The following is a 16647-nucleotide window of genomic DNA, read 5'->3' on the forward strand; positions in this document are numbered from 1 at the left end:
GAGTTTTTTAGCAAAAAAATAGGCAGATTACAAACGTAGAATACGTTGTAATCTCCTTCAAATTATAGTCTATATAACACAGCTATTATCATTACATCTTTTCTATTAGAAAAAGGGCTGCTCCTCAAATAAACAATCTTAGCGAGCAAGGCCCCTTTTTTTATTGAATGATATAAAAAATTATGCTTGTTCCAGATTAGATGCATGCTCTGCTAAGATATGTAACGCGATCATTATCTGAAAAACGCTCAACTGACATCACCTTTCCTTATGTACAAGTTCTTGATGATATCATATTCGGAGTGAAAACATGTGAAAAGTCTTTAGCGATTTTTTAACTGATCAATAGCATACGTGGTAGTTATCGTAATGTTATCCGGCAATTCGTCGATAGGGAACCACTCTACTTTCTCTAAAGCGTGCGGCTCCAGATTTTGAACCTCGCCGCTGCTGATATGGGCGATAAAAGTTGGGGCAATCCAATGGACATTTTCTGCTTGAACAATATGATTGGTCACACACAATAGGCTGTCAATGACGATATCTATATTAAGCTCCTCTTTTATTTCACGTATCACGGCATCTTCAATGGTTTCCATGTAGTCCACCTTACCTCCAGGTAGACTCCAGCACCCGGCTTCTGGTGCTTTTTTGCGCAAGACAAGCAGAATTCGTCTATTGTCATCTATGATTGCGGCTCCTACACCCACTCTGGGAATATTGTTATTTATCATAAAAGAACCTCCTTTAGTTGAAATATTCTTTATTTTTCATAATGAAGAGGGGGCTATTTAGCCTCCCGCTTTATATATTAGTCCCACGCGTATTTTTGCTCTTTGAAGGGGTCTCCGTACATTCATATAAGTAATGATTATAATCTATTATATACGAATCCCTACTACATCTTCTACAGGTATCCATCAGAATCCTCATTACGTTATTACGTGTCGGCTTTATCAATGCTTTGACGAGTAAATGGAGGTTTTGACGAAAAAAAAACCCGCTTGGTCGATACTGGCAGGATTTGCTGATGTAAACCACTAGTTTACATGCATTGTTACCAATGGTTTCTTTACTAATTATTTCTTTATATGCAATGATGATACAAAAAAGGATGAATGAAATGAGTTTAGGTCAGCAATTGAAAAAGTTCCGTGAATTAAAGTCTCTTTCACAAGAAGATATAGCTCAAAAAATTGGTGTGACTAGGCAAGCTGTCTATAAATGGGAAAATGACAAAAGCTATCCTGACATTGATAATTTGATTTTACTTAGCGAGTTATACAATGTAACACTAGATGAGTTAATAAAAGGAAACGAGAGCTTCAAAAAAAAGATAATCATCGCCGATCACAAAGATACTGGTTTGTACGTTGGATTTGTTATTATGTTTATAGGGTTGTTTATTAATGCTGGATCAATTTCAGCATTAATAACAATATTAGGAGTTCTGACAATGGTTTTTTATGATGACTTTAATAAAATAATAAAATCCATTTTTAGTTGGTGGGATAGCCAGAAACTTAGTTAAGGCTACTCGACAATAACATAAACACCCCATCATAAATCTTATTCGATGGGGTGTTTGCTGTATCCCTGTTCCCGCAGGTAATATATTCTATGTAGCTGTAAGAGGCACTGCTTAGGCTTCTACACTAATCACATCTTCTACAGATATCCACCAAAAATCCTCATCGTTTTTTAGCTTGATCTGTTTAAACGTTGAATCAAACTTATCTACCCATCCCCAAGCGGATTCAATTGCTCTCCTACCTTTCTTTTGTTTCTTTCTACCAGCTAATTGTAAGAGCATAATCATACTGACATGGGTCAGAAATCCTGTAACTAAACCCGGCTAGCTCGTCCTCTTCCATGATCGGTTTCTCGATTAGTTTCTTATCCCGTGAAGCTGACGTACCATTTCTACGTATTAAGGTAAAAGTGAATCCAAGAATTTAGTAAGCTATCACCTTTTTATATATGCATTTTTTTACTAAAAAAATATATTTTTTATTAAATTCTAAATATTCCCATGTAATCTTTCGATATATTATTTGGGTATATTTGTATATCCACTATTATTTTAAAAAATATTAGGAGGATGACCATGGTATCAGTTTCTAGTGCTTCAAATTCTTACAGGCAAAATATGAACGGCGCAAGAGAAGTAATAGCCTTGAGAAATCAACAAGAGCAACGTAACAATGATCATCTGCAAGGTAATATTCAAAGCGATAGGGTACAAATATCAAAAGAAGGTAAACAATTGTATCTAGCTAGCGCTTCAGCTCGTTCAAATTCATGGTGGGATGATTTAAAAGATACGGCCTCTGATTGGATTGACTCTAGTAAGAGATAGCTAGTTGATGCTGGTAATTTTTTATTAGACGCTGCCAAAGCAGGACTGGACTTCTTAATTTTAGATGATGTAAAAACAATTTTTGATCCAAAAGCTAGTGATGCAGAGAAAGGATTCGCAATTCTCTCTCTATTCCCTGCAGGAAAAGGTGCAAAGGCCGGTAAGAAAGCATATAATCTTTTAAAAGAGCATGGTGATGATATAGCTAGTTTTGCTAATAAGGTTTTAAATGGCCGAAAGAAAATTGGAAAATATTATGTTAATTCGAGAATCGATGAAGATTCTTTTCTTATACGCGAAACTGAAAAAGCAATGAAAGATAAAAAGCTTCAAGCTGAAGCAAATCATTTACTCAATGAGTATTTAAAAGGAAATAGTAATCCCGGTTCAGGGAACAACTATCTTTTTAATGGGGTTTTTGAGCTTCGTTCAAAAAATGGAGCTAGAGTATATCTAAGAACTGAAGGAGATACCGTTGAAATACTGGCAAAGTCAGATAAAAAAAATCAAGCTAAAGTTATTGAACGTCTAGAAGAAATATACGGAAAAAAAAGAAAATAACACAATCATAAGGAGAAAATATGAAACATGTAGTAAAAGAAATATGGATCAATGTAGAGCAGTCAGAAGATAGAAATTACGACATTTACGATAACAATGTTGATATAATGGTAACGTTATCAGACAACTCAAAGTGGGTCGCAACATTCTTCACCTATGAAAATATAAAGACACTCCAACAAAAAAACAAAAAAACTGGTGAGAATTTAAAAGGTGCTTACCTATGGGCAAGTGATATGGTTTTGGTTGATAACGTTAGTAGAAAAAGAATAGAGGAAATAATAAACCATTTAATAAACGAGGATGACTTTAAATATATATTTGTCCATTGTGAAGATGATTGATTAAAAATCAGGCGTGAAACCAAGTGAGAGTAGATTTATTCTCTACTCTCACTACATCCTCAATAATATCCACCAAAAATCCTCGTCATTCCTTAACTTAAATCTGTTTAAACGTTGAATCAAACTTCTCTACCCATCCCCAAGCAGATTCAATTAGTCCTCTTCCATGATTGGTTTCTCGATTAGTTTCTTATCCTCGTGATACTGACGTACCATTTCTGCATGTTCTGGCAAGATGAATTTCGTTACAAGTGGATCAAGGATTTTGCTAGCCATCAAAACATCTCCTTAAATAAGAATGTATGTTCTTATTTAAGGAGATGATGAGGAGATTAGGCAATGGGTAAAATTACATGTTTATCAACAAAAACCCGCCAATTTAAAGCTGGCGGGGAATTGTATCTTTCATCATGGTTTTTTTATTAATCTTTAAAATCTAAATCATCTTTGCGTTCGTCATAGATAATGTTATCATCCCAATATTCATCATAGTCAATTCCAATGTACGGCTCGTTATGCCATATTTTATAGTATACTTTCATGTCAAATCCGTTATTTGACTTAGGAGACTCTATCTCCACTCCTTTGGTGAAACCAAAATCCTTCATCACATAGAAATCCTGCCAAAGAAATGAGGCGTTAACTACGTCCCAAGTAACAGTATTTTTAGAAGGGCTGAAATTAGTTTCAATATCTATACTGCCGCCTGTGTCTACTTCCCATGAAACTCCCCCAGGTATTCCAATATCTATACTGGTTTTATTGTCTGAGGTTTGTGGCTTCGGATTCAAAATTTCTATATTGTCTGATTTTCTTGTCGGATTCCAAGTGCTTTTAAATTTATAAAGTCTAGGATCCCAAGTACCTTTAAGCATATGCTCATGATCAGCTCTTAGGTAATATTGATGTATCTTACTTGTAGAGCCTCCGTAATATGCCCTGTACTCCGTATACCAAAATTTTCCCAGTTTGCTATTTGAAACGGTTATCCCTAAAGCTCTATCTCTTAACTTGTAACTCGGTGTCGTACTTAAGGTGTTGTATTCAACATCCTTCTCTGATTTTTCTTCGAATTTTTTTAGCGCAGATTCCATTATCTCCATAAGGTTATCGTCAGAAATCTCATCCTTGGATTTAATATATACCGGCGACTTATCCCCATCGACGTTAATTACACCAAAATACTTAAGATTGCCCGGCCCATCTTCTTTCAAAGAAAATTTTGACTTTTCATCCATTATATCAACGGATACTTTCTCAGCGTTAGCAACAGTAGCTGTGGCTCTAGTGCTCTCTTGACTCAACTTATTACTGTTACTATTTTTAAGCATTCTTAGGAACTCTTTTTCATCATTTGCAATTTGTACGTTTAAAGGTTTTTCAGCAGCTAATGAAATTCCATTTGGTACAGAAACCAACCCTACTAACAGTAAAGACATTATCAATGCGCTAAGCCTATTCTTTTTCATCCTTTCATCTCCTTGTTAAATGTTTTATAATCTTCAATAATAGTTACCATTATTTCTAATAAATGTAAATAGAAAAGGGTGTGTTTTATTGAATAAATTAGTAGGATTTTTACTTTTAGGACTTTCGTCTTTAACAGTAGCTATTGTATATTCTTTACATGAGATAGCGAACTCAATAAAAGAAGCTGCTTCAGGTAATTTTTCACGTGGAGGCCTCCCTGATTTTATTTTCATATTAGTTGGTTTATCTGTATTTATTAGTATCTTGTGCTTCGTCTCAAAAGATAAAGAATGATCCATTTATATCAAAAATAGCCCTCCACATATGTGGAGGGGGTTTCTCATGTTTTTTAAAAATCTATTGTTTAAATCATCAATGTTTGATTGCAAGATTTCATAAAAATAAGCAAAATGGTTGCAGAGTTGGTTGTCCAAGAAAAAGAATGAAAAACCTCACGATTAATGAAGGGTTTAATAGTTATTTATTCTGCGAATCCTGCCCACTTAATCCTTACCCGATCGTCAAGCTCCTAAAGGTTATCGACCTTTATTATGATTAGCCCACCGTATACAAACATCCATAAAATCTACCATGATGCAGTTAAAACTTCTAATAGGTGAAGCCTTAGGTGAGCCTGGTCGGCGGACTCCAATAAAAATAACATCATTTAAAGTAAATTAAAGAGGCGGTTTTCCGCCTCTTTTTTATCCTAATTAATCCCATTCATATCTTTGTTGAAGCCACGGGTCCCCGTACATATGATAGCCATTCTTCTCCCAAAACCCTGGCTTATCCTTATCCAAAAACTCAATCCCACGAACCCATTTTGCGCTTTTCCAAAAGTAAAGATGCGGGATAACAAATCGAAGCGGATATCCGTGGTCAGGTGTCAAATCCTCACCATTATGCTTAAACGCAAATAAGTTCCCTTTTGCCATAAAATCCTCCAATGGCATATTGGTTGTCCAGCCTTCTTCTGCATGGAGCATCACGTATTTGGCTTCTGGCTTAATGGTAACCAACTTCACTACTTCCTCTACCGGAACACCCTCCCAGACATTATCTAGCTTAGACCAGCCTGTCACGCAGTGGATGTCATTGCGTACTTCTCCGACTGACAGCCCTTTAAACTCAGAGAAACTTAGCGTCTTCTCCTCCTCTACTGCTCCAAAAATTCGAAAATCCCACTGACTCAAGTCTTTGTACTCTGGCACATTACCATAATGAAGCACAGGAAAGCCTGTCGTTACCTTTTGATTAGGTGGAACGCGATCATCTTTTGATCCGCGGCTTAATCCATAAAACACATCTCATCGCTCCTTTATTTGCGTACCAAAATGGCATGGTCTACCTTGATGCAATGGTCCATAACCGCCGTTATCCCTTGCTCTTCTACTAGCTGAGCTGCTTCTTCGTTATAAATTCCTTGCTGTAGCCAAAAGACCTTAGGCTTATGAGCCATCTTGATGGTATCTTCTGCAACAGGCAGAGTATCTTCACTGCGACGGAACACATTTACAATGTCAACCGGAGTTTTAATATCAGCAAGGGACGCAATCACTTTCTCACCCAATACCGTTTCCCCTGCAATAATCGGGTTAACGGGGATTACGTGATATCCTGCATGCTGTAAAGCCTCGGCAATCATATAGCTCGTGCGATCTGGCCGATTAGAGCAGCCTACTACTGCAATCGTTTTTGCCTCTTCTAAAATTGTTCTGCGCTCGTCATTGGTTGGATTTGTAAATGCCATCTTTTTTCACCTCGTTTATATTATGAACACCTTAATTGGCGCGTTGTAACAAAAATTGAGCAATAGAGCGAACCATTGCACCCGTAGCACCTATTGGGCCTAACGGAGTCGTTTTACTCTGAGAAGCAGTCCCAGCAATATCTACATGCACCCATGGAGTCTCTTCAGCGAACTCTTGTAAAAATACGCCAGCGATAATTGCATGACCATATCTTCCACCCGAATTTTTTAGATCAGCAACATGGCTTTTATTTAATTCACGATACTCTGGGAATGTTGGTAATTGCCACAAACGCTCTCCGCAGTACTGAGCAGCTTGGAGCATTTCATTAGCTAATTGCTGATTATTCGTCATCAAACCTGTCGCAACGTGCCCTAGCGCCACTACAATTCCACCTGTTAACGTAGCGCAATCCACTAGGCAGGATACCCCTTGCTGCTTAGCATACGTGATACAATCTGCTAATACTAAACGTCCTTCAGCATCCGTGGTGATAATCTCTACAGTTTTACCGCTCATCGTGGTTATGACATCGCCAGGCTTATATGCCGTTCCAGATGGCATATTTTCCACGCAGCCAATGACCATCATGATATTAACGGCTGGTTGCAAGCGACCGATTGCTTCCATAGCACCAATCATCGCTGCGCTTCCACCCATATCTGTTTTCATTTCTTCCATTCCAGCTACCGGTTTTATCGAAATACCACCTGTGTCAAAGGTTACCCCTTTTCCAATTAAACCAATGACATCTTCCCACTGCTCTTTCCCTTGGTATTTGATGACAACCACATACGGCAATTCGGCACTGCCCTGCGCGACAGATAAGACACCGCCCATATTTAGCTCTTCCAGCTTATCTTTTGCCAGAAGCTCATAGCTCATTCCATAACGTTTTGCTACCTCAATCGCTCTATTTGCTAATTCATGTGGAGGCAAATAATTTCCAGGCTCATTCACTAACGTACGCGCTAGATTCGTTCCTGTACTAAATGCTTGAGCCAGCTGTAATCCTGTTTCTGCTTTCGCTTCTTGCTCTTGATGGACTACAATTTCCACTGTTTGAAAAGAAGGCTTGTGTTTCGGAATCGCTCGATAGCCCTCATATGCATAGGTTCCAAGTAAAAAGGCCTCACCTACAGCTTGGGTCAAGCGCTCTGGGCCTAGATTGGTTTGTTCTGTCAAGAGAATGGCAAGGCTTTTCTCAGATGCTTCCGTTTTGAGCTGTTGCACGGCTTTGGCAAACGCATCTCTTGCGGAGATAAAATCTAATTCAGCCATTTCTCCCATCCCGAGAAATACTAGTCGAGTGGCTGTCAATTGTCCTAGTGTATGCAGGATGGTTACTTTGCCCTTCTGATCACTAATCTCACCTGTTTGTAGCATCTGTGACAGTTGCTGATGGAAGGTTGCATCTAGCTCGCTCCATTCCTGGGTATGTAGAGTCTGATTCCGATATACGGGCAGGATGAAATAATCTATTCGTTTTTCTAAATAAGAAGGATTTTTTGCTTCAATATGTATCAATGCTGTTCCCTCGTTTCTTGAATGTACACCCTATATCTTCTTATCACTTATACTTGATATACGTGCCATTTTATTTACTAATTCTACTGTCCCTCGTCTGTATTCCCCTCCGTAATCAATTGAAATGTCTGATAGGGGAAGTCCAGTTTTTCTACTTCATCATACGGAATCTTTTCAGAAGATGGCAAGGCTTGCAGACACTTCTCTAAATAGCGAAGCACCTCATCCACCGACAAATCCCAATATTGTGGTGAATATGCTCTTAGATATTTGTGGGCATTTGTAAACATCCACCGTGCCCCTTTTATATTTCCACATTCCAAATGATACAAGCCTACAGCCATTTGGAGCAAACCCTGTAAAAACTTATTGGTTTTTTGCTCCATCCAAATGTCCTCCAGCAGATCATGACAATCGTAAAATTCTCGTTGATTAAATTTCTTAAGGAATTGAAGATATTGCTCGGGATATCGCTCTTGCATCGTGCTCCCTCCCGTACCTTTTCCTTAAATCATATCATATATCGAGATATCCACATTGGCCCCTCCCTGATTGAGCAAGAATCTTCCTCTAGTTAGAGGTTATGAAGTTGTAAATAATATTTACAGGATAGATGCGCAATCTTTATCATCTATAAGAAAAAGTTAAGGAAGTATATATTCAGTTTCTGTTACAATAACATGTAGGATTAAGTCTATACGAAAGGAACGGAATATCTGCATGACCATCTTAGACAATTTCCCTTTGTGGTCGGCGCTTTTGGCGATTGGGTTGGCCCAATTCATCAAAATCCCCCTGAATTATCTGGCGACCCGCGAATGGAGTTGGCCACTGATGTTCAGCACGGGGGGCATGCCCAGTTCCCATTCCGCCGCCGTCACCGCACTTTCTACTGCTGTAGCCCTTGAAGAGGGTTTATCCAGCAATGCCTTTGCTATCTCAGCAATCATCGGCGTCATCGTGATGTTTGATGCAACTGGTGTTCGTCGCCATGCTGGTATGCAAGCTGTTGTGTTAAATAAGCTCGTAGAGGAATTTAACCATTTGCTTGAGGGTATGAAAACCTTCAAAGTACATCCGCGCACAGAAAAAACGAAAAAGCTAAAAGAGCTTCTGGGTCATCAGCCAATCGAAGTGTTTATGGGTGGCTGGTTAGGTATTATTGTCTCACTGTGCCTACATCCATTCTGGTAAACATACTCACATGGGGAGGAAGTAGATGTGAGAATTATCTCGATTTGCCCAAGTAATACTGAAATTTTGTATGCTTTGGATGCAGGTGAACACGTTATCGCACTTGATGATCATTCCGATTGGCCTTTGGAATGGCAACACCTTCCGAAAGTTGGTCCAGACCTGAGCATTGATATGGATAAAGTCGAAGCTCTGCAACCTGATCTGGTAATAGCATCACTCAGTGTCCCTGGTATGGAGAAGAATATCGAAGAGTTAAAGAAACGCAATCTTCCTTATATTATCCTTAATCCTGCTCACATCTTTGATATCGCAGATAATATTCGTGAGGTGGGTAGATCAATTCATCGGGTAGAAAAAGCAGAACAGGTAGCTACACATTTTATGAAACGTATCGAGCAAATCCGCTTGCTAACCCAAAATATAAGCGAGCGCCCCAGACTTTATTGGGAATGGTGGCCCAATCCAATTTATACACCTGGTCGTACAAACTGGCTAACCGATGTAAGTGAATTAGCAGGAGCCACAAATGTGTTTGCTGATTACAATACTGATAATGTAAAATCCACCCATGAGCAAGTAGCAGAGAGAAACCCTGATCATGTCATGGTGGTATGGTGTGGAATTGAAATCAAAAGAATTAAGACTTCTATGATTACAGATCGTCCAGAGTGGCAACAGATGACAGCCATCCGTAATAATAACGTACATATTTTAGAAGAAGGACTATATTGTCGCCCCTCTCCGCGATTATTGGAAGGATTGGAACAGCTAGTAAACATCCTCTATCCTTCTCTAGGCGCTTCATTAGACTCGCAGATAACTACACCTTCTGCTCCACCAAAGCTATAGCTATCCTAATACGAACTTTTTAACATGAAACAACCTTTATTACATGAGAAAAAGACCTGGCACAATGAACTGCCTCAGGTCTTTTTCTTGTTAATTCGTAATTCTTGCAAAGGCTTCTACACCATCTTTATTCAAGGCCTTCATCATTTCCTCGTTTACAAAACCTTTTCCACGATGGATAACAAAGACCTCCACTTCACGCTTACCCCACTGGCTGTATACGTCATTTTTTGTATCGAAATACAAATCGAGCTTCTTACCACGGATCGCTCCACCCTTATCTGCAACTACGCCATACCCATAGCCGGGAACGTACAATACCGTCCCAAGCGGGAAAACTTGCAGATCAGCAGCAATCGTGGAGTATGTCCCGCGATGTACCTTTATACCAGAATACGTGATGCCATACGAGGGATGTCCCGGGCTTTTTCCAGTTGATTCTACACCTGCATAATAACCAGTAGCCACCACCCGTACCTTAGGATATTGGTTTAAAATAGCTGTTTCATCTGATTTATTTATTCTATTTCCTAATTTTCTGTTCTGCGGTTGATCGTTTTTTTGAGTGTCCATATTTGTTTCTGTCATGGAGCTAGAAAGCACATATCTTTTTTTAATCATTTTGTAGCCTTCTTTTTTCTCGTGCAAACCAAGTGAACTGGTGGTGCCTCCTGCATCAATGATGGTAGAAGAATAACCGTATGACGTAAAATTAAGCAGGAATGCCATACTAATCGTGAGTGAACTCACAAAACGTACCCATTTCATCTTCTATTTGCCTCCTCTCATCATCTAGTCATTTCCAATAGTGAGAGAGGATATACATTATTTACTAGGACACAAAAACACCCCCTGATTACTCAAGGGGTGCTAACCAATTAAAACATCCGATATCCTTTTCTACGTAAGGTCTGAATCGTCCAGCCACTGGCAAAAGTCCCTACGATTCCAGCATACAATACAACATAATCCCAAATAGATGGGGGTGTATCTTTTACAATAAGGGAAATGACTACATAACCAATTAGTCCAATCGTAAGAGCAAAAGGAAGCCATGTCGTTCTTAAAAGCATATTTAAAATAAAACCGATGCCAAAGCCTAAAATACTAAATAACACAATAGAGATGATAAGTGTTATTGGATTTAATGCCATAAACATAGCAGGAGATACCTCCGAATTTGGTTTATATTCTGACTTTAGTGTATCCAAAAGTGCTTTAGCGGTCAATTGAACAACTTCCAAAGAAAATGCTTATCAAGGCTCCCAGCTTCTTATGTCCCGAAAAGGAGTAAATAGAAATGATAGAAACGAAAAAAGTAGCCCTGCATCCTCTGATGTAGTGGGCTACTTCAAAATATGTTCCATTCAAATTCCATTCATACTCTCTTCCATTCTATCTCCTATTTTTTACTCTAATGCTCTTATGATTGGAGCGGTTGAAGTTCCTTATACAATTCGCTATTCATCCCATTGCCCTTGCAGCTTGGACAATTTTCTGTTCCGCCAACCGCTACATGAAAGTAGCCCTGACCGTTACAATATGGACATGCTTCTTCAGTATGTTTCCTCATTGTTCCTCTCTCCATTTCGTATTCTTTTATTTTCAGATAATTTAGTTTTTAAAATAATAACAGCATTTCTACGTAATTTCCACCTTTATTTCCTTGGAAAAAGAATCAAAAAACCTGATGTAAGCGGAATCATCAGGTTTTTTCTGATTATTTCAGAGCGTATTTCAATAAAGCTCGGCATCTTGTACAGCATTTAGGTAAAAATTTTATAACTTGAGTAACCAAATATAGGATCAGGTACATATGATTCTCCCACGAGATAGGATGACATCGTAGGAATATGAGGCAAGATAATCTGAATATACTCTGTCGCAAGCGGATCTGTAAGCAAGTCATTAATGGGCATAAAGGTAGCGATTTCAATCTCACCTTCCTGAGGCTGTGGATCACCTTCAACATAATCCATCAGAAATACAATCATGTTATCGCTAATCTCCTTACGAATTACGCCTGTGCGCAAGGCTGCAACCTGACGTACACGTGCAACTATACCTGTCTCCTCCAACACTTCTCGCACCGCTGCTTCGTCAACTGTTTCATTCGGTTCTACAAAACCAGCAGGAAAAGACCACTTCCCCTTTAATCCACCATATGTTTTCTTTACAACCAAAACTTCATTACCTTTAACTACGATGCCGCCAGCAGCAAGCCATACCTTAGATTCTCGCATTGTATCCTCCTATCTGCTTCTTTCATGTAGTATACGCTATCCATACAGCACAAAAAAACCCTCCTATCTCTAACAAATCCCTAGAGACAGGAGGGCTTACCGTCTTTCCTATTACGAGCTAAGGTTATTCTTCCTCATGAATATCCAATAAACCATGGTCAATCATGTACCGCAAATTCTCCTGATCACGCTCTCGACCTTTTTCTTTTAAGCGTTCAATGGCCGGCATTATCAGACGATCCACTTCACTTTGAATGTGGTAGGACAAATCATAACGTTCTTGTTGCTCCAGATATGCCCCAATTTCCATAAGCGCATTATATCGGTCTAACTCTTCGCGTGTAAGAAGTCCTCTTACCTGTACACTAGCATGGCGCATTCGCTACTCTCCTAGAGACGAATTTTTTTCATGACCATTCCAATACCACCGATTTTGTAAAGGTAACGAACATCACTACCTTTTTTCATCAATGCGGCAGATAAACCAAATAATTTTTTCTTATTAAAGATGATACCCATTCCCTCACCTTTACCCAGTGAAGCAAGAGTACCTTGTAAATTCGGTACAAAAGGTGCCATTGTTAGTTTTTCGCCACGAACCAAAGCTTTTAGGTTGCGAGCTACGTTCTCGCCCTCTTGAATTGAAATTTGAGCTGTTGGAGGATATGGACGACCTTCAGCATTAAATATCAATGCGCAGTCACCCACGACAAATACATTTTCATAACCAGGAGCACGCATGAATTCATCTACTTTAACACGTCCGCGCATTACTTCAAAACCAGATTGTTCAACTACAGCATTTCCGCGAACTCCACCTGTCCAAATGACAGTTTTCGATTTAATTTCTTCACCCGTAGCCAAGATTACACCGTCTGGCGTGCATTGTTTGATAGGTGTATTGATCTTGAATTCTACACCTTTGCTGCTCAATAGATTCATTGCATAGTCAACTAGATCCTTATCAAATCCAGGCAATGCGGTTGGAGCTGCTTCAATGCTATATACTTTCACCAATGATGGGTCAATGTTATATTCACGGCAAAGCTCAGGGATGCGGTTTACCAATTCACCTGAGAACTCAATTCCAGTGAACCCTGCTCCGCCAACTACAAATGTCAAGTAATCTGTACGTTCCGGTTCACTATTATAAGAAGCAAACATATATTCAATGTGTTCTTTAATCTTTTGAACCGCATTGATGCTGCGGATTGTAAGTGCATTTTCTTTAAGACCTTCGATACCAAATGTTTCTGGATCGCTACCAAGACCAATAACCAAATAGTCGTATTCTAGCTCTGTTCCGTCTTCAAGCGTTACTTTTTGTTGTTCGCCAGAAATGTTAGAAACGGTACCTTTAATTACATTTACTTTATTTTTATCAATGATTTCATTTAAGAAAATTTGAGCTCGACTAGCTGGCATTGTACCTGCTGCCGGCTCATGAAGCCATGTAGTTAAATAGTGATAGTCATGCTTGCTGACTAGAGTCACTTCTGCTTCATTATGATTTAATTTTTTTTGCAATTCACAAGCGGTGGTAACCCCGCCATAACCTGCCCCCAGGATTAGAATCTTTGGTGTGCTCATGGATAAACTCCTTCCATCTCTCGTTACAAATTTTAAAAAATCATCTTACATCATGTGTTTTTTTTCACGATAAAAGATAGTATTTATACTGTTCCCTGCATCATAAAAAATAATTGCAATAGTGGTTATCTAAAATAATTACAGTGAAAATTAAGCATGTCACAGTGAAAAAGATCAAATATCTGTGAAAAATTGCACATATTTCACCAACACAAACTAATAATAGAGACATTTTTCATGGTTTGCAAGTAGTTTTTGACACAAAATTGCCGAATTTGGCTCTAAATTGTTGTTGATTCATACTTCCTCTTTTTTTTCAGGTGTTCGGCTGTATATAATAGAAAGTGGTTTAGCATTTTTATAGTGAATATGGAGGTGTATGGGACTTTGAGTTCATTAAAAAGAGATGAGCAGGTATACGATCTAACAATTATTGGTGGAGGTCCCGCTGGTTTGTTTACGGCTTTTTACGGCGGTATGCGTCAAGCGAGCGTGAAAATCATCGAAAGCATGCCACAATTAGGCGGACAATTAAGTGCGTTATACCCCGAGAAGTATATTTATGATGTAGCAGGATTTCCAAAAGTGCGGGCGCAAGAATTGGTAGATGGCCTTAAGCAACAAATCTCTCATTTTACCCCTACCATTTGCTTAGAGGAAAAGGTTGAAGATGTAGCAAAGCAAGCAGAAGGAAGCTTACAAATTACTACAGACAAAGGGATGCATTACTCAAAAGCTGTTATTATTACGGCTGGAGTCGGTGCGTTTGAACCTCGTCGTCTGGAGCATCCCGACTCCATGAGCTTTGAAAAAACAAATCTGCATTATTTTGTTACTGATTTAAACACCTTTAAAGATAAACGTGTTGTTCTATTTGGTGGTGGAGATTCCGCTGTTGACTGGGCAATGATGCTGGAGCCGATTGCGAAAGAAGTACATATCGTTCATCGTCGCGATAAATTCCGCGCACATGAGCATAGTGTAGAGAAAATGATGGCTTCTCGGGTGAATGTACTCACTCCTTATGAACTATCCTCCATTAAATCAGACCAAGGCAGAATCACGAGCCTTACGATTGAGCATAACATCAGCAAAGAGTTAACTGAAATCGAAGTAGATGATGTCATTGTGAACTTCGGCTTCATTTCATCCCTAGGACCTATTAAAAATTGGGGAATTCAGCTAGAGAAAAATTCCATTGTTGTTAACTCAAAAATGGAGACTAGTGTTCCAGGCATTTATGCGGCAGGCGATATTGCTACCTACCCAGGCAAAGTTAAGCTGATTGCAGTTGGGTTTGGTGAGGCTCCTACGGCTGTTAACAATGCGATTGCCTATATCAATCCAAATGCCAAGCTACAACCGGGCCACTCCTCCAGCATGAATTTATAAAACAGCTTCAAAAACCGCTTACCGATATAGACAGAACATTGTCAATTCACAAACTTCTTTTCACCCCCCTTCCCTTTTCATTAAGAAGGGGGTTTTTTGCATAACGTTTCTTCAGCTCGCACACTCTATTTCTAGGAGGTGCGATATGAATAGTTCCATATGCCCCATTTGCAATGGATTTCGGGAATTATTAGAACGCTGTCCCAATTGCCGTAGCTATTTTCAAGACAAAGGAAAACTCTCCGATTATCAAGGCGATTATAGTCCGTATGTCTCCATTGACGGTAGTAAGAGATCAAACGGCTATGCCGATTTAATTCCTCAGCTCTGTTTACATATATGTAGCTGTACAGAGTGTGGATGCTCGAAAATAGTACCCGTGCAGGAGCAAAGCTTAGCTTCCATTCACTTAGAGTAGGCACACTCATATTGAGTTTGTGCCTTTTTTTATGTTCTGCACTTCTTTTTTACCTTCCATTTCGAGTAAAATAAGAAAGGAACAGCGTGTAAGGGGCTTTTTGTAAACGTCTCATCAGGCTTTGAGCAAATGAGAAACAATTTCTTGTTTCCTAAATGAAACTTCTCTCGACTACAGACGTAATACAGAGTATAAGCGCTAAAATGCTAGGGCCTATGGGCCTAACTAATATGTTTGCTACTAACAAGGAGGAATGCTTTGTGTCATTCTTTAAACGTCTACGTGATTTAACCATGTCTAACTTGTATGCTCTAATTGAAAAAGCAGAAGATCCAATTAAAATGACTGACCAATATCTACGTGATATGCAGCAGGATTTAGAGGATGCTGAGAAAGCTGTAGCTGCTCAAATCGCTCTTGAAAAAAAATTCAAGCTGCTGTATGAGGAACAAGAAGCATTGGTTCAAAAGCGTGAGGAGCAAGCACACATTGCCGCTCAAGCTCAAAACATTGATCTTGCTCGTCGTGCATTAGAAGAGAAAAAATCAGCTACTGCAAAAATGGAAGAATACAAAGCGAGCTATGCAAAAAATAAAGAAGCCGCCGACAACCTGCGCTTGAAGCTAGAAGAAATGCGTAAGCAAGTGGTGGAATTGAAAAATAAACGTGAAACACTAGTGGCTCGCGTGAATGCAGCAAATGCGCAAAAAAATATCAACAAAAGCATGGCTGGATTTAACAGTGATACAGCGATGGCTGGCCTTAAACGTATGGAAGATCGTGCCCTTCAACTAGAAGCTGAAGCAGAGGCAAGCGGTGAAATTTACAAAAAACAAACCTCGCTAGATGATGAAATTGCCCAATTGCATAAAGATAAAGTAGTAGAGGATGAACTAGCTGCGCTACTAAAAAAATATCAGGGGTAAACCGCTTTATGCGGCCC

23 protein-coding genes and 2 pseudogenes are annotated in these 16647 nt (G+C 39.1%); 10 read left to right on the forward strand and 15 right to left on the reverse strand.

All coding sequences use genetic code 11. The features are described 5' to 3' along the window. Positions 1-323: 323 nt before the first annotated feature. The gene (locus GOP56_RS12920; protein WP_003334674.1) at positions 324-734 is read right to left on the reverse strand and encodes an NUDIX hydrolase; all 411 of its coding nucleotides are present in this window, start codon (positions 732-734) and stop codon (positions 324-326) included. A 389-nt stretch (positions 735-1123) separates the two neighbouring features. Between GOP56_RS12920 and GOP56_RS12925 the strand changes: the two genes are divergently transcribed. After that, a complete protein-coding gene (locus tag GOP56_RS12925; RefSeq protein WP_003340806.1) occupies positions 1124-1531 on the forward strand; it encodes a helix-turn-helix domain-containing protein in 408 nt (135 codons plus the stop codon). A 111-nt stretch (positions 1532-1642) separates the two neighbouring features. Here the strand turns inward: GOP56_RS12925 and GOP56_RS24395 are convergent. After that, a pseudogene (locus GOP56_RS24395) lies at positions 1643-1921 on the reverse strand (YolD-like family protein). Positions 1922-2107: 186 nt separating this feature from the next. Here GOP56_RS24395 and GOP56_RS23970 point away from each other — a divergent pair. From GOP56_RS23970 to GOP56_RS12935, 3 genes are all read left to right on the forward strand, one after another. Continuing rightward, complete coding sequence (locus GOP56_RS23970; protein WP_254068416.1) at positions 2108-2359, forward strand: hypothetical protein; 252 nt, start codon at positions 2108-2110, stop codon at positions 2357-2359. Between the two features lie 312 nt (positions 2360-2671). Next, positions 2672-2920, forward strand: coding sequence for a hypothetical protein (locus GOP56_RS23975; RefSeq protein WP_254068418.1), 249 nt, complete (start codon positions 2672-2674; stop codon positions 2918-2920). A 20-nt stretch (positions 2921-2940) separates the two neighbouring features. Then, positions 2941-3264, forward strand: a complete 324-nt coding sequence (locus tag GOP56_RS12935) for a hypothetical protein (protein WP_163245791.1) — start codon at positions 2941-2943, stop codon at positions 3262-3264. 7 nt (positions 3265-3271) lie between these two features. Here the strand turns inward: GOP56_RS12935 and GOP56_RS24400 are convergent. Then, positions 3272-3540 (reverse strand): annotated as a pseudogene (locus GOP56_RS24400) (YolD-like family protein). Positions 3541-3686: 146 nt separating this feature from the next. Then, on the reverse strand, positions 3687-4733 hold the full coding sequence (locus tag GOP56_RS12945; RefSeq protein WP_163245792.1) for a hypothetical protein: 1047 nt from the start codon (positions 4731-4733) through the stop codon (positions 3687-3689). Between the two features lie 88 nt (positions 4734-4821). On the opposite strand from GOP56_RS12945, the gene GOP56_RS12950 reads away from it, so the two are divergent. Then, a complete protein-coding gene (locus GOP56_RS12950) occupies positions 4822-5028 on the forward strand; it encodes a hypothetical protein (RefSeq protein WP_163245793.1) in 207 nt (68 codons plus the stop codon). Positions 5029-5447: 419 nt separating this feature from the next. On the opposite strand, the gene GOP56_RS12955 is transcribed toward GOP56_RS12950, so the two are convergent. The 5 genes from GOP56_RS12955 to GOP56_RS12975 form a co-directional block, all read right to left on the reverse strand. Continuing rightward, positions 5448-6041: a sulfite oxidase-like oxidoreductase gene (locus GOP56_RS12955; protein ID WP_003334666.1), complete on the reverse strand. Its 594-nt coding sequence runs from the start codon at positions 6039-6041 to the stop codon at positions 5448-5450. 14 nt (positions 6042-6055) lie between these two features. Further along, positions 6056-6487 (reverse strand): CoA-binding protein, encoded by a 432-nt coding sequence (locus GOP56_RS12960; RefSeq protein WP_003334665.1) that lies wholly within the window; start codon positions 6485-6487, stop codon positions 6056-6058. A 31-nt stretch (positions 6488-6518) separates the two neighbouring features. Beyond that, complete coding sequence (locus tag GOP56_RS12965; RefSeq protein WP_068792650.1) at positions 6519-8015, reverse strand: leucyl aminopeptidase; 1497 nt, start codon at positions 8013-8015, stop codon at positions 6519-6521. Positions 8016-8098: 83 nt separating this feature from the next. Further along, positions 8099-8497 (reverse strand): DUF309 domain-containing protein, encoded by a 399-nt coding sequence (locus GOP56_RS12970; RefSeq protein ID WP_003340821.1) that lies wholly within the window; start codon positions 8495-8497, stop codon positions 8099-8101. Between the two features lie 162 nt (positions 8498-8659). Further along, positions 8660-8800: a hypothetical protein gene (locus tag GOP56_RS12975; RefSeq protein ID WP_018673480.1), complete on the reverse strand. Its 141-nt coding sequence runs from the start codon at positions 8798-8800 to the stop codon at positions 8660-8662. On the opposite strand from GOP56_RS12975, the gene GOP56_RS12980 reads away from it, so the two are divergent. Then, entirely contained in the window at positions 8736-9209 is a 474-nt protein-coding gene (locus GOP56_RS12980; protein ID WP_031309465.1) for a divergent PAP2 family protein, read from the forward strand. The genes GOP56_RS12975 and GOP56_RS12980 overlap by 65 nt on opposite strands. A 27-nt stretch (positions 9210-9236) precedes the next feature. Further along, on the forward strand, positions 9237-10061 hold the full coding sequence (locus GOP56_RS12985; protein ID WP_068792649.1) for an ABC transporter substrate-binding protein: 825 nt from the start codon (positions 9237-9239) through the stop codon (positions 10059-10061). A gap of 90 nt (positions 10062-10151) precedes the next feature. On the opposite strand, the gene GOP56_RS12990 is transcribed toward GOP56_RS12985, so the two are convergent. From GOP56_RS12990 to GOP56_RS13015, 6 genes are all read right to left on the reverse strand, one after another. Next, positions 10152-10829: a 3D domain-containing protein gene (locus tag GOP56_RS12990; RefSeq protein WP_003334659.1), complete on the reverse strand. Its 678-nt coding sequence runs from the start codon at positions 10827-10829 to the stop codon at positions 10152-10154. Positions 10830-10939: 110 nt separating this feature from the next. After that, a complete protein-coding gene (locus tag GOP56_RS12995) occupies positions 10940-11221 on the reverse strand; it encodes a YuiB family protein (protein WP_003334658.1) in 282 nt (93 codons plus the stop codon). 263 nt (positions 11222-11484) lie between these two features. Further along, the gene (locus tag GOP56_RS13000) at positions 11485-11634 is read right to left on the reverse strand and encodes a YuiA family protein (protein WP_003340833.1); all 150 of its coding nucleotides are present in this window, start codon (positions 11632-11634) and stop codon (positions 11485-11487) included. Between the two features lie 193 nt (positions 11635-11827). Continuing rightward, positions 11828-12304: an NUDIX domain-containing protein gene (locus tag GOP56_RS13005; RefSeq protein ID WP_003334656.1), complete on the reverse strand. Its 477-nt coding sequence runs from the start codon at positions 12302-12304 to the stop codon at positions 11828-11830. A gap of 124 nt (positions 12305-12428) precedes the next feature. Continuing rightward, positions 12429-12683 carry a hypothetical protein gene (locus tag GOP56_RS13010; protein ID WP_003334655.1) on the reverse strand — a complete coding sequence of 85 codons (255 nt, stop codon included), beginning with the start codon at positions 12681-12683 and terminating at the stop codon, positions 12429-12431. A gap of 11 nt (positions 12684-12694) precedes the next feature. Then, a complete protein-coding gene (locus GOP56_RS13015; RefSeq protein ID WP_003334654.1) occupies positions 12695-13894 on the reverse strand; it encodes an NAD(P)/FAD-dependent oxidoreductase in 1200 nt (399 codons plus the stop codon). 369 nt (positions 13895-14263) lie between these two features. Between GOP56_RS13015 and GOP56_RS13020 the strand changes: the two genes are divergently transcribed. The 3 genes from GOP56_RS13020 (at position 14264) to GOP56_RS13030 (ending at position 16630) form a co-directional block, all read left to right on the forward strand. After that, positions 14264-15286, forward strand: coding sequence for an NAD(P)/FAD-dependent oxidoreductase (locus GOP56_RS13020; RefSeq protein WP_174250723.1), 1023 nt, complete (start codon positions 14264-14266; stop codon positions 15284-15286). A 145-nt stretch (positions 15287-15431) separates the two neighbouring features. Then, on the forward strand, positions 15432-15704 hold the full coding sequence (locus GOP56_RS13025) for a hypothetical protein (protein WP_003334652.1): 273 nt from the start codon (positions 15432-15434) through the stop codon (positions 15702-15704). Positions 15705-15964: 260 nt separating this feature from the next. Further along, a complete protein-coding gene (locus GOP56_RS13030; RefSeq protein WP_003334651.1) occupies positions 15965-16630 on the forward strand; it encodes a PspA/IM30 family protein in 666 nt (221 codons plus the stop codon). The last annotated feature ends 17 nt before the right edge of the window (positions 16631-16647 follow it).

Origin of the sequence: Brevibacillus sp. 7WMA2 (assembly GCF_010748895.1) — a bacterium.
GTDB classification, from domain to species: Bacteria; Bacillota; Bacilli; order Brevibacillales; family Brevibacillaceae; genus Brevibacillus_B; species Brevibacillus_B halotolerans.

Coding starts and splice junctions, on each gene's coding strand:
- GOP56_RS12920 (WP_003334674.1), bottom strand. CDS start 734: ATGATAAATAACAATATTCCCAGAGTGGGTGTAGGAGCCGCAATCATA.
- GOP56_RS12925 (WP_003340806.1), top strand. CDS start 1,124: ATGAGTTTAGGTCAGCAATTGAAAAAGTTCCGTGAATTAAAGTCTCTT.
- GOP56_RS23970 (WP_254068416.1), top strand. CDS start 2,108: ATGGTATCAGTTTCTAGTGCTTCAAATTCTTACAGGCAAAATATGAAC.
- GOP56_RS23975 (WP_254068418.1), top strand. CDS start 2,672: ATGAAAGATAAAAAGCTTCAAGCTGAAGCAAATCATTTACTCAATGAG.
- GOP56_RS12935 (WP_163245791.1), top strand. CDS start 2,941: ATGAAACATGTAGTAAAAGAAATATGGATCAATGTAGAGCAGTCAGAA.
- GOP56_RS12945 (WP_163245792.1), bottom strand. CDS start 4,733: ATGAAAAAGAATAGGCTTAGCGCATTGATAATGTCTTTACTGTTAGTA.
- GOP56_RS12960 (WP_003334665.1), bottom strand. CDS start 6,487: ATGGCATTTACAAATCCAACCAATGACGAGCGCAGAACAATTTTAGAA.
- GOP56_RS12970 (WP_003340821.1), bottom strand. CDS start 8,497: ATGCAAGAGCGATATCCCGAGCAATATCTTCAATTCCTTAAGAAATTT.
- GOP56_RS12980 (WP_031309465.1), top strand. CDS start 8,736: ATGACCATCTTAGACAATTTCCCTTTGTGGTCGGCGCTTTTGGCGATT.
- GOP56_RS12975 (WP_018673480.1), bottom strand. CDS start 8,800: ATGAATTGGGCCAACCCAATCGCCAAAAGCGCCGACCACAAAGGGAAA.
- GOP56_RS12990 (WP_003334659.1), bottom strand. CDS start 10,829: ATGAAATGGGTACGTTTTGTGAGTTCACTCACGATTAGTATGGCATTC.
- GOP56_RS12995 (WP_003334658.1), bottom strand. CDS start 11,221: ATGTTTATGGCATTAAATCCAATAACACTTATCATCTCTATTGTGTTA.
- GOP56_RS13000 (WP_003340833.1), bottom strand. CDS start 11,634: ATGAGGAAACATACTGAAGAAGCATGTCCATATTGTAACGGTCAGGGC.
- GOP56_RS13005 (WP_003334656.1), bottom strand. CDS start 12,304: ATGCGAGAATCTAAGGTATGGCTTGCTGCTGGCGGCATCGTAGTTAAA.
- GOP56_RS13010 (WP_003334655.1), bottom strand. CDS start 12,683: ATGCGCCATGCTAGTGTACAGGTAAGAGGACTTCTTACACGCGAAGAG.
- GOP56_RS13015 (WP_003334654.1), bottom strand. CDS start 13,894: ATGAGCACACCAAAGATTCTAATCCTGGGGGCAGGTTATGGCGGGGTT.
- GOP56_RS13020 (WP_174250723.1), top strand. CDS start 14,264: ATGGAGGTGTATGGGACTTTGAGTTCATTAAAAAGAGATGAGCAGGTA.
- GOP56_RS13025 (WP_003334652.1), top strand. CDS start 15,432: ATGAATAGTTCCATATGCCCCATTTGCAATGGATTTCGGGAATTATTA.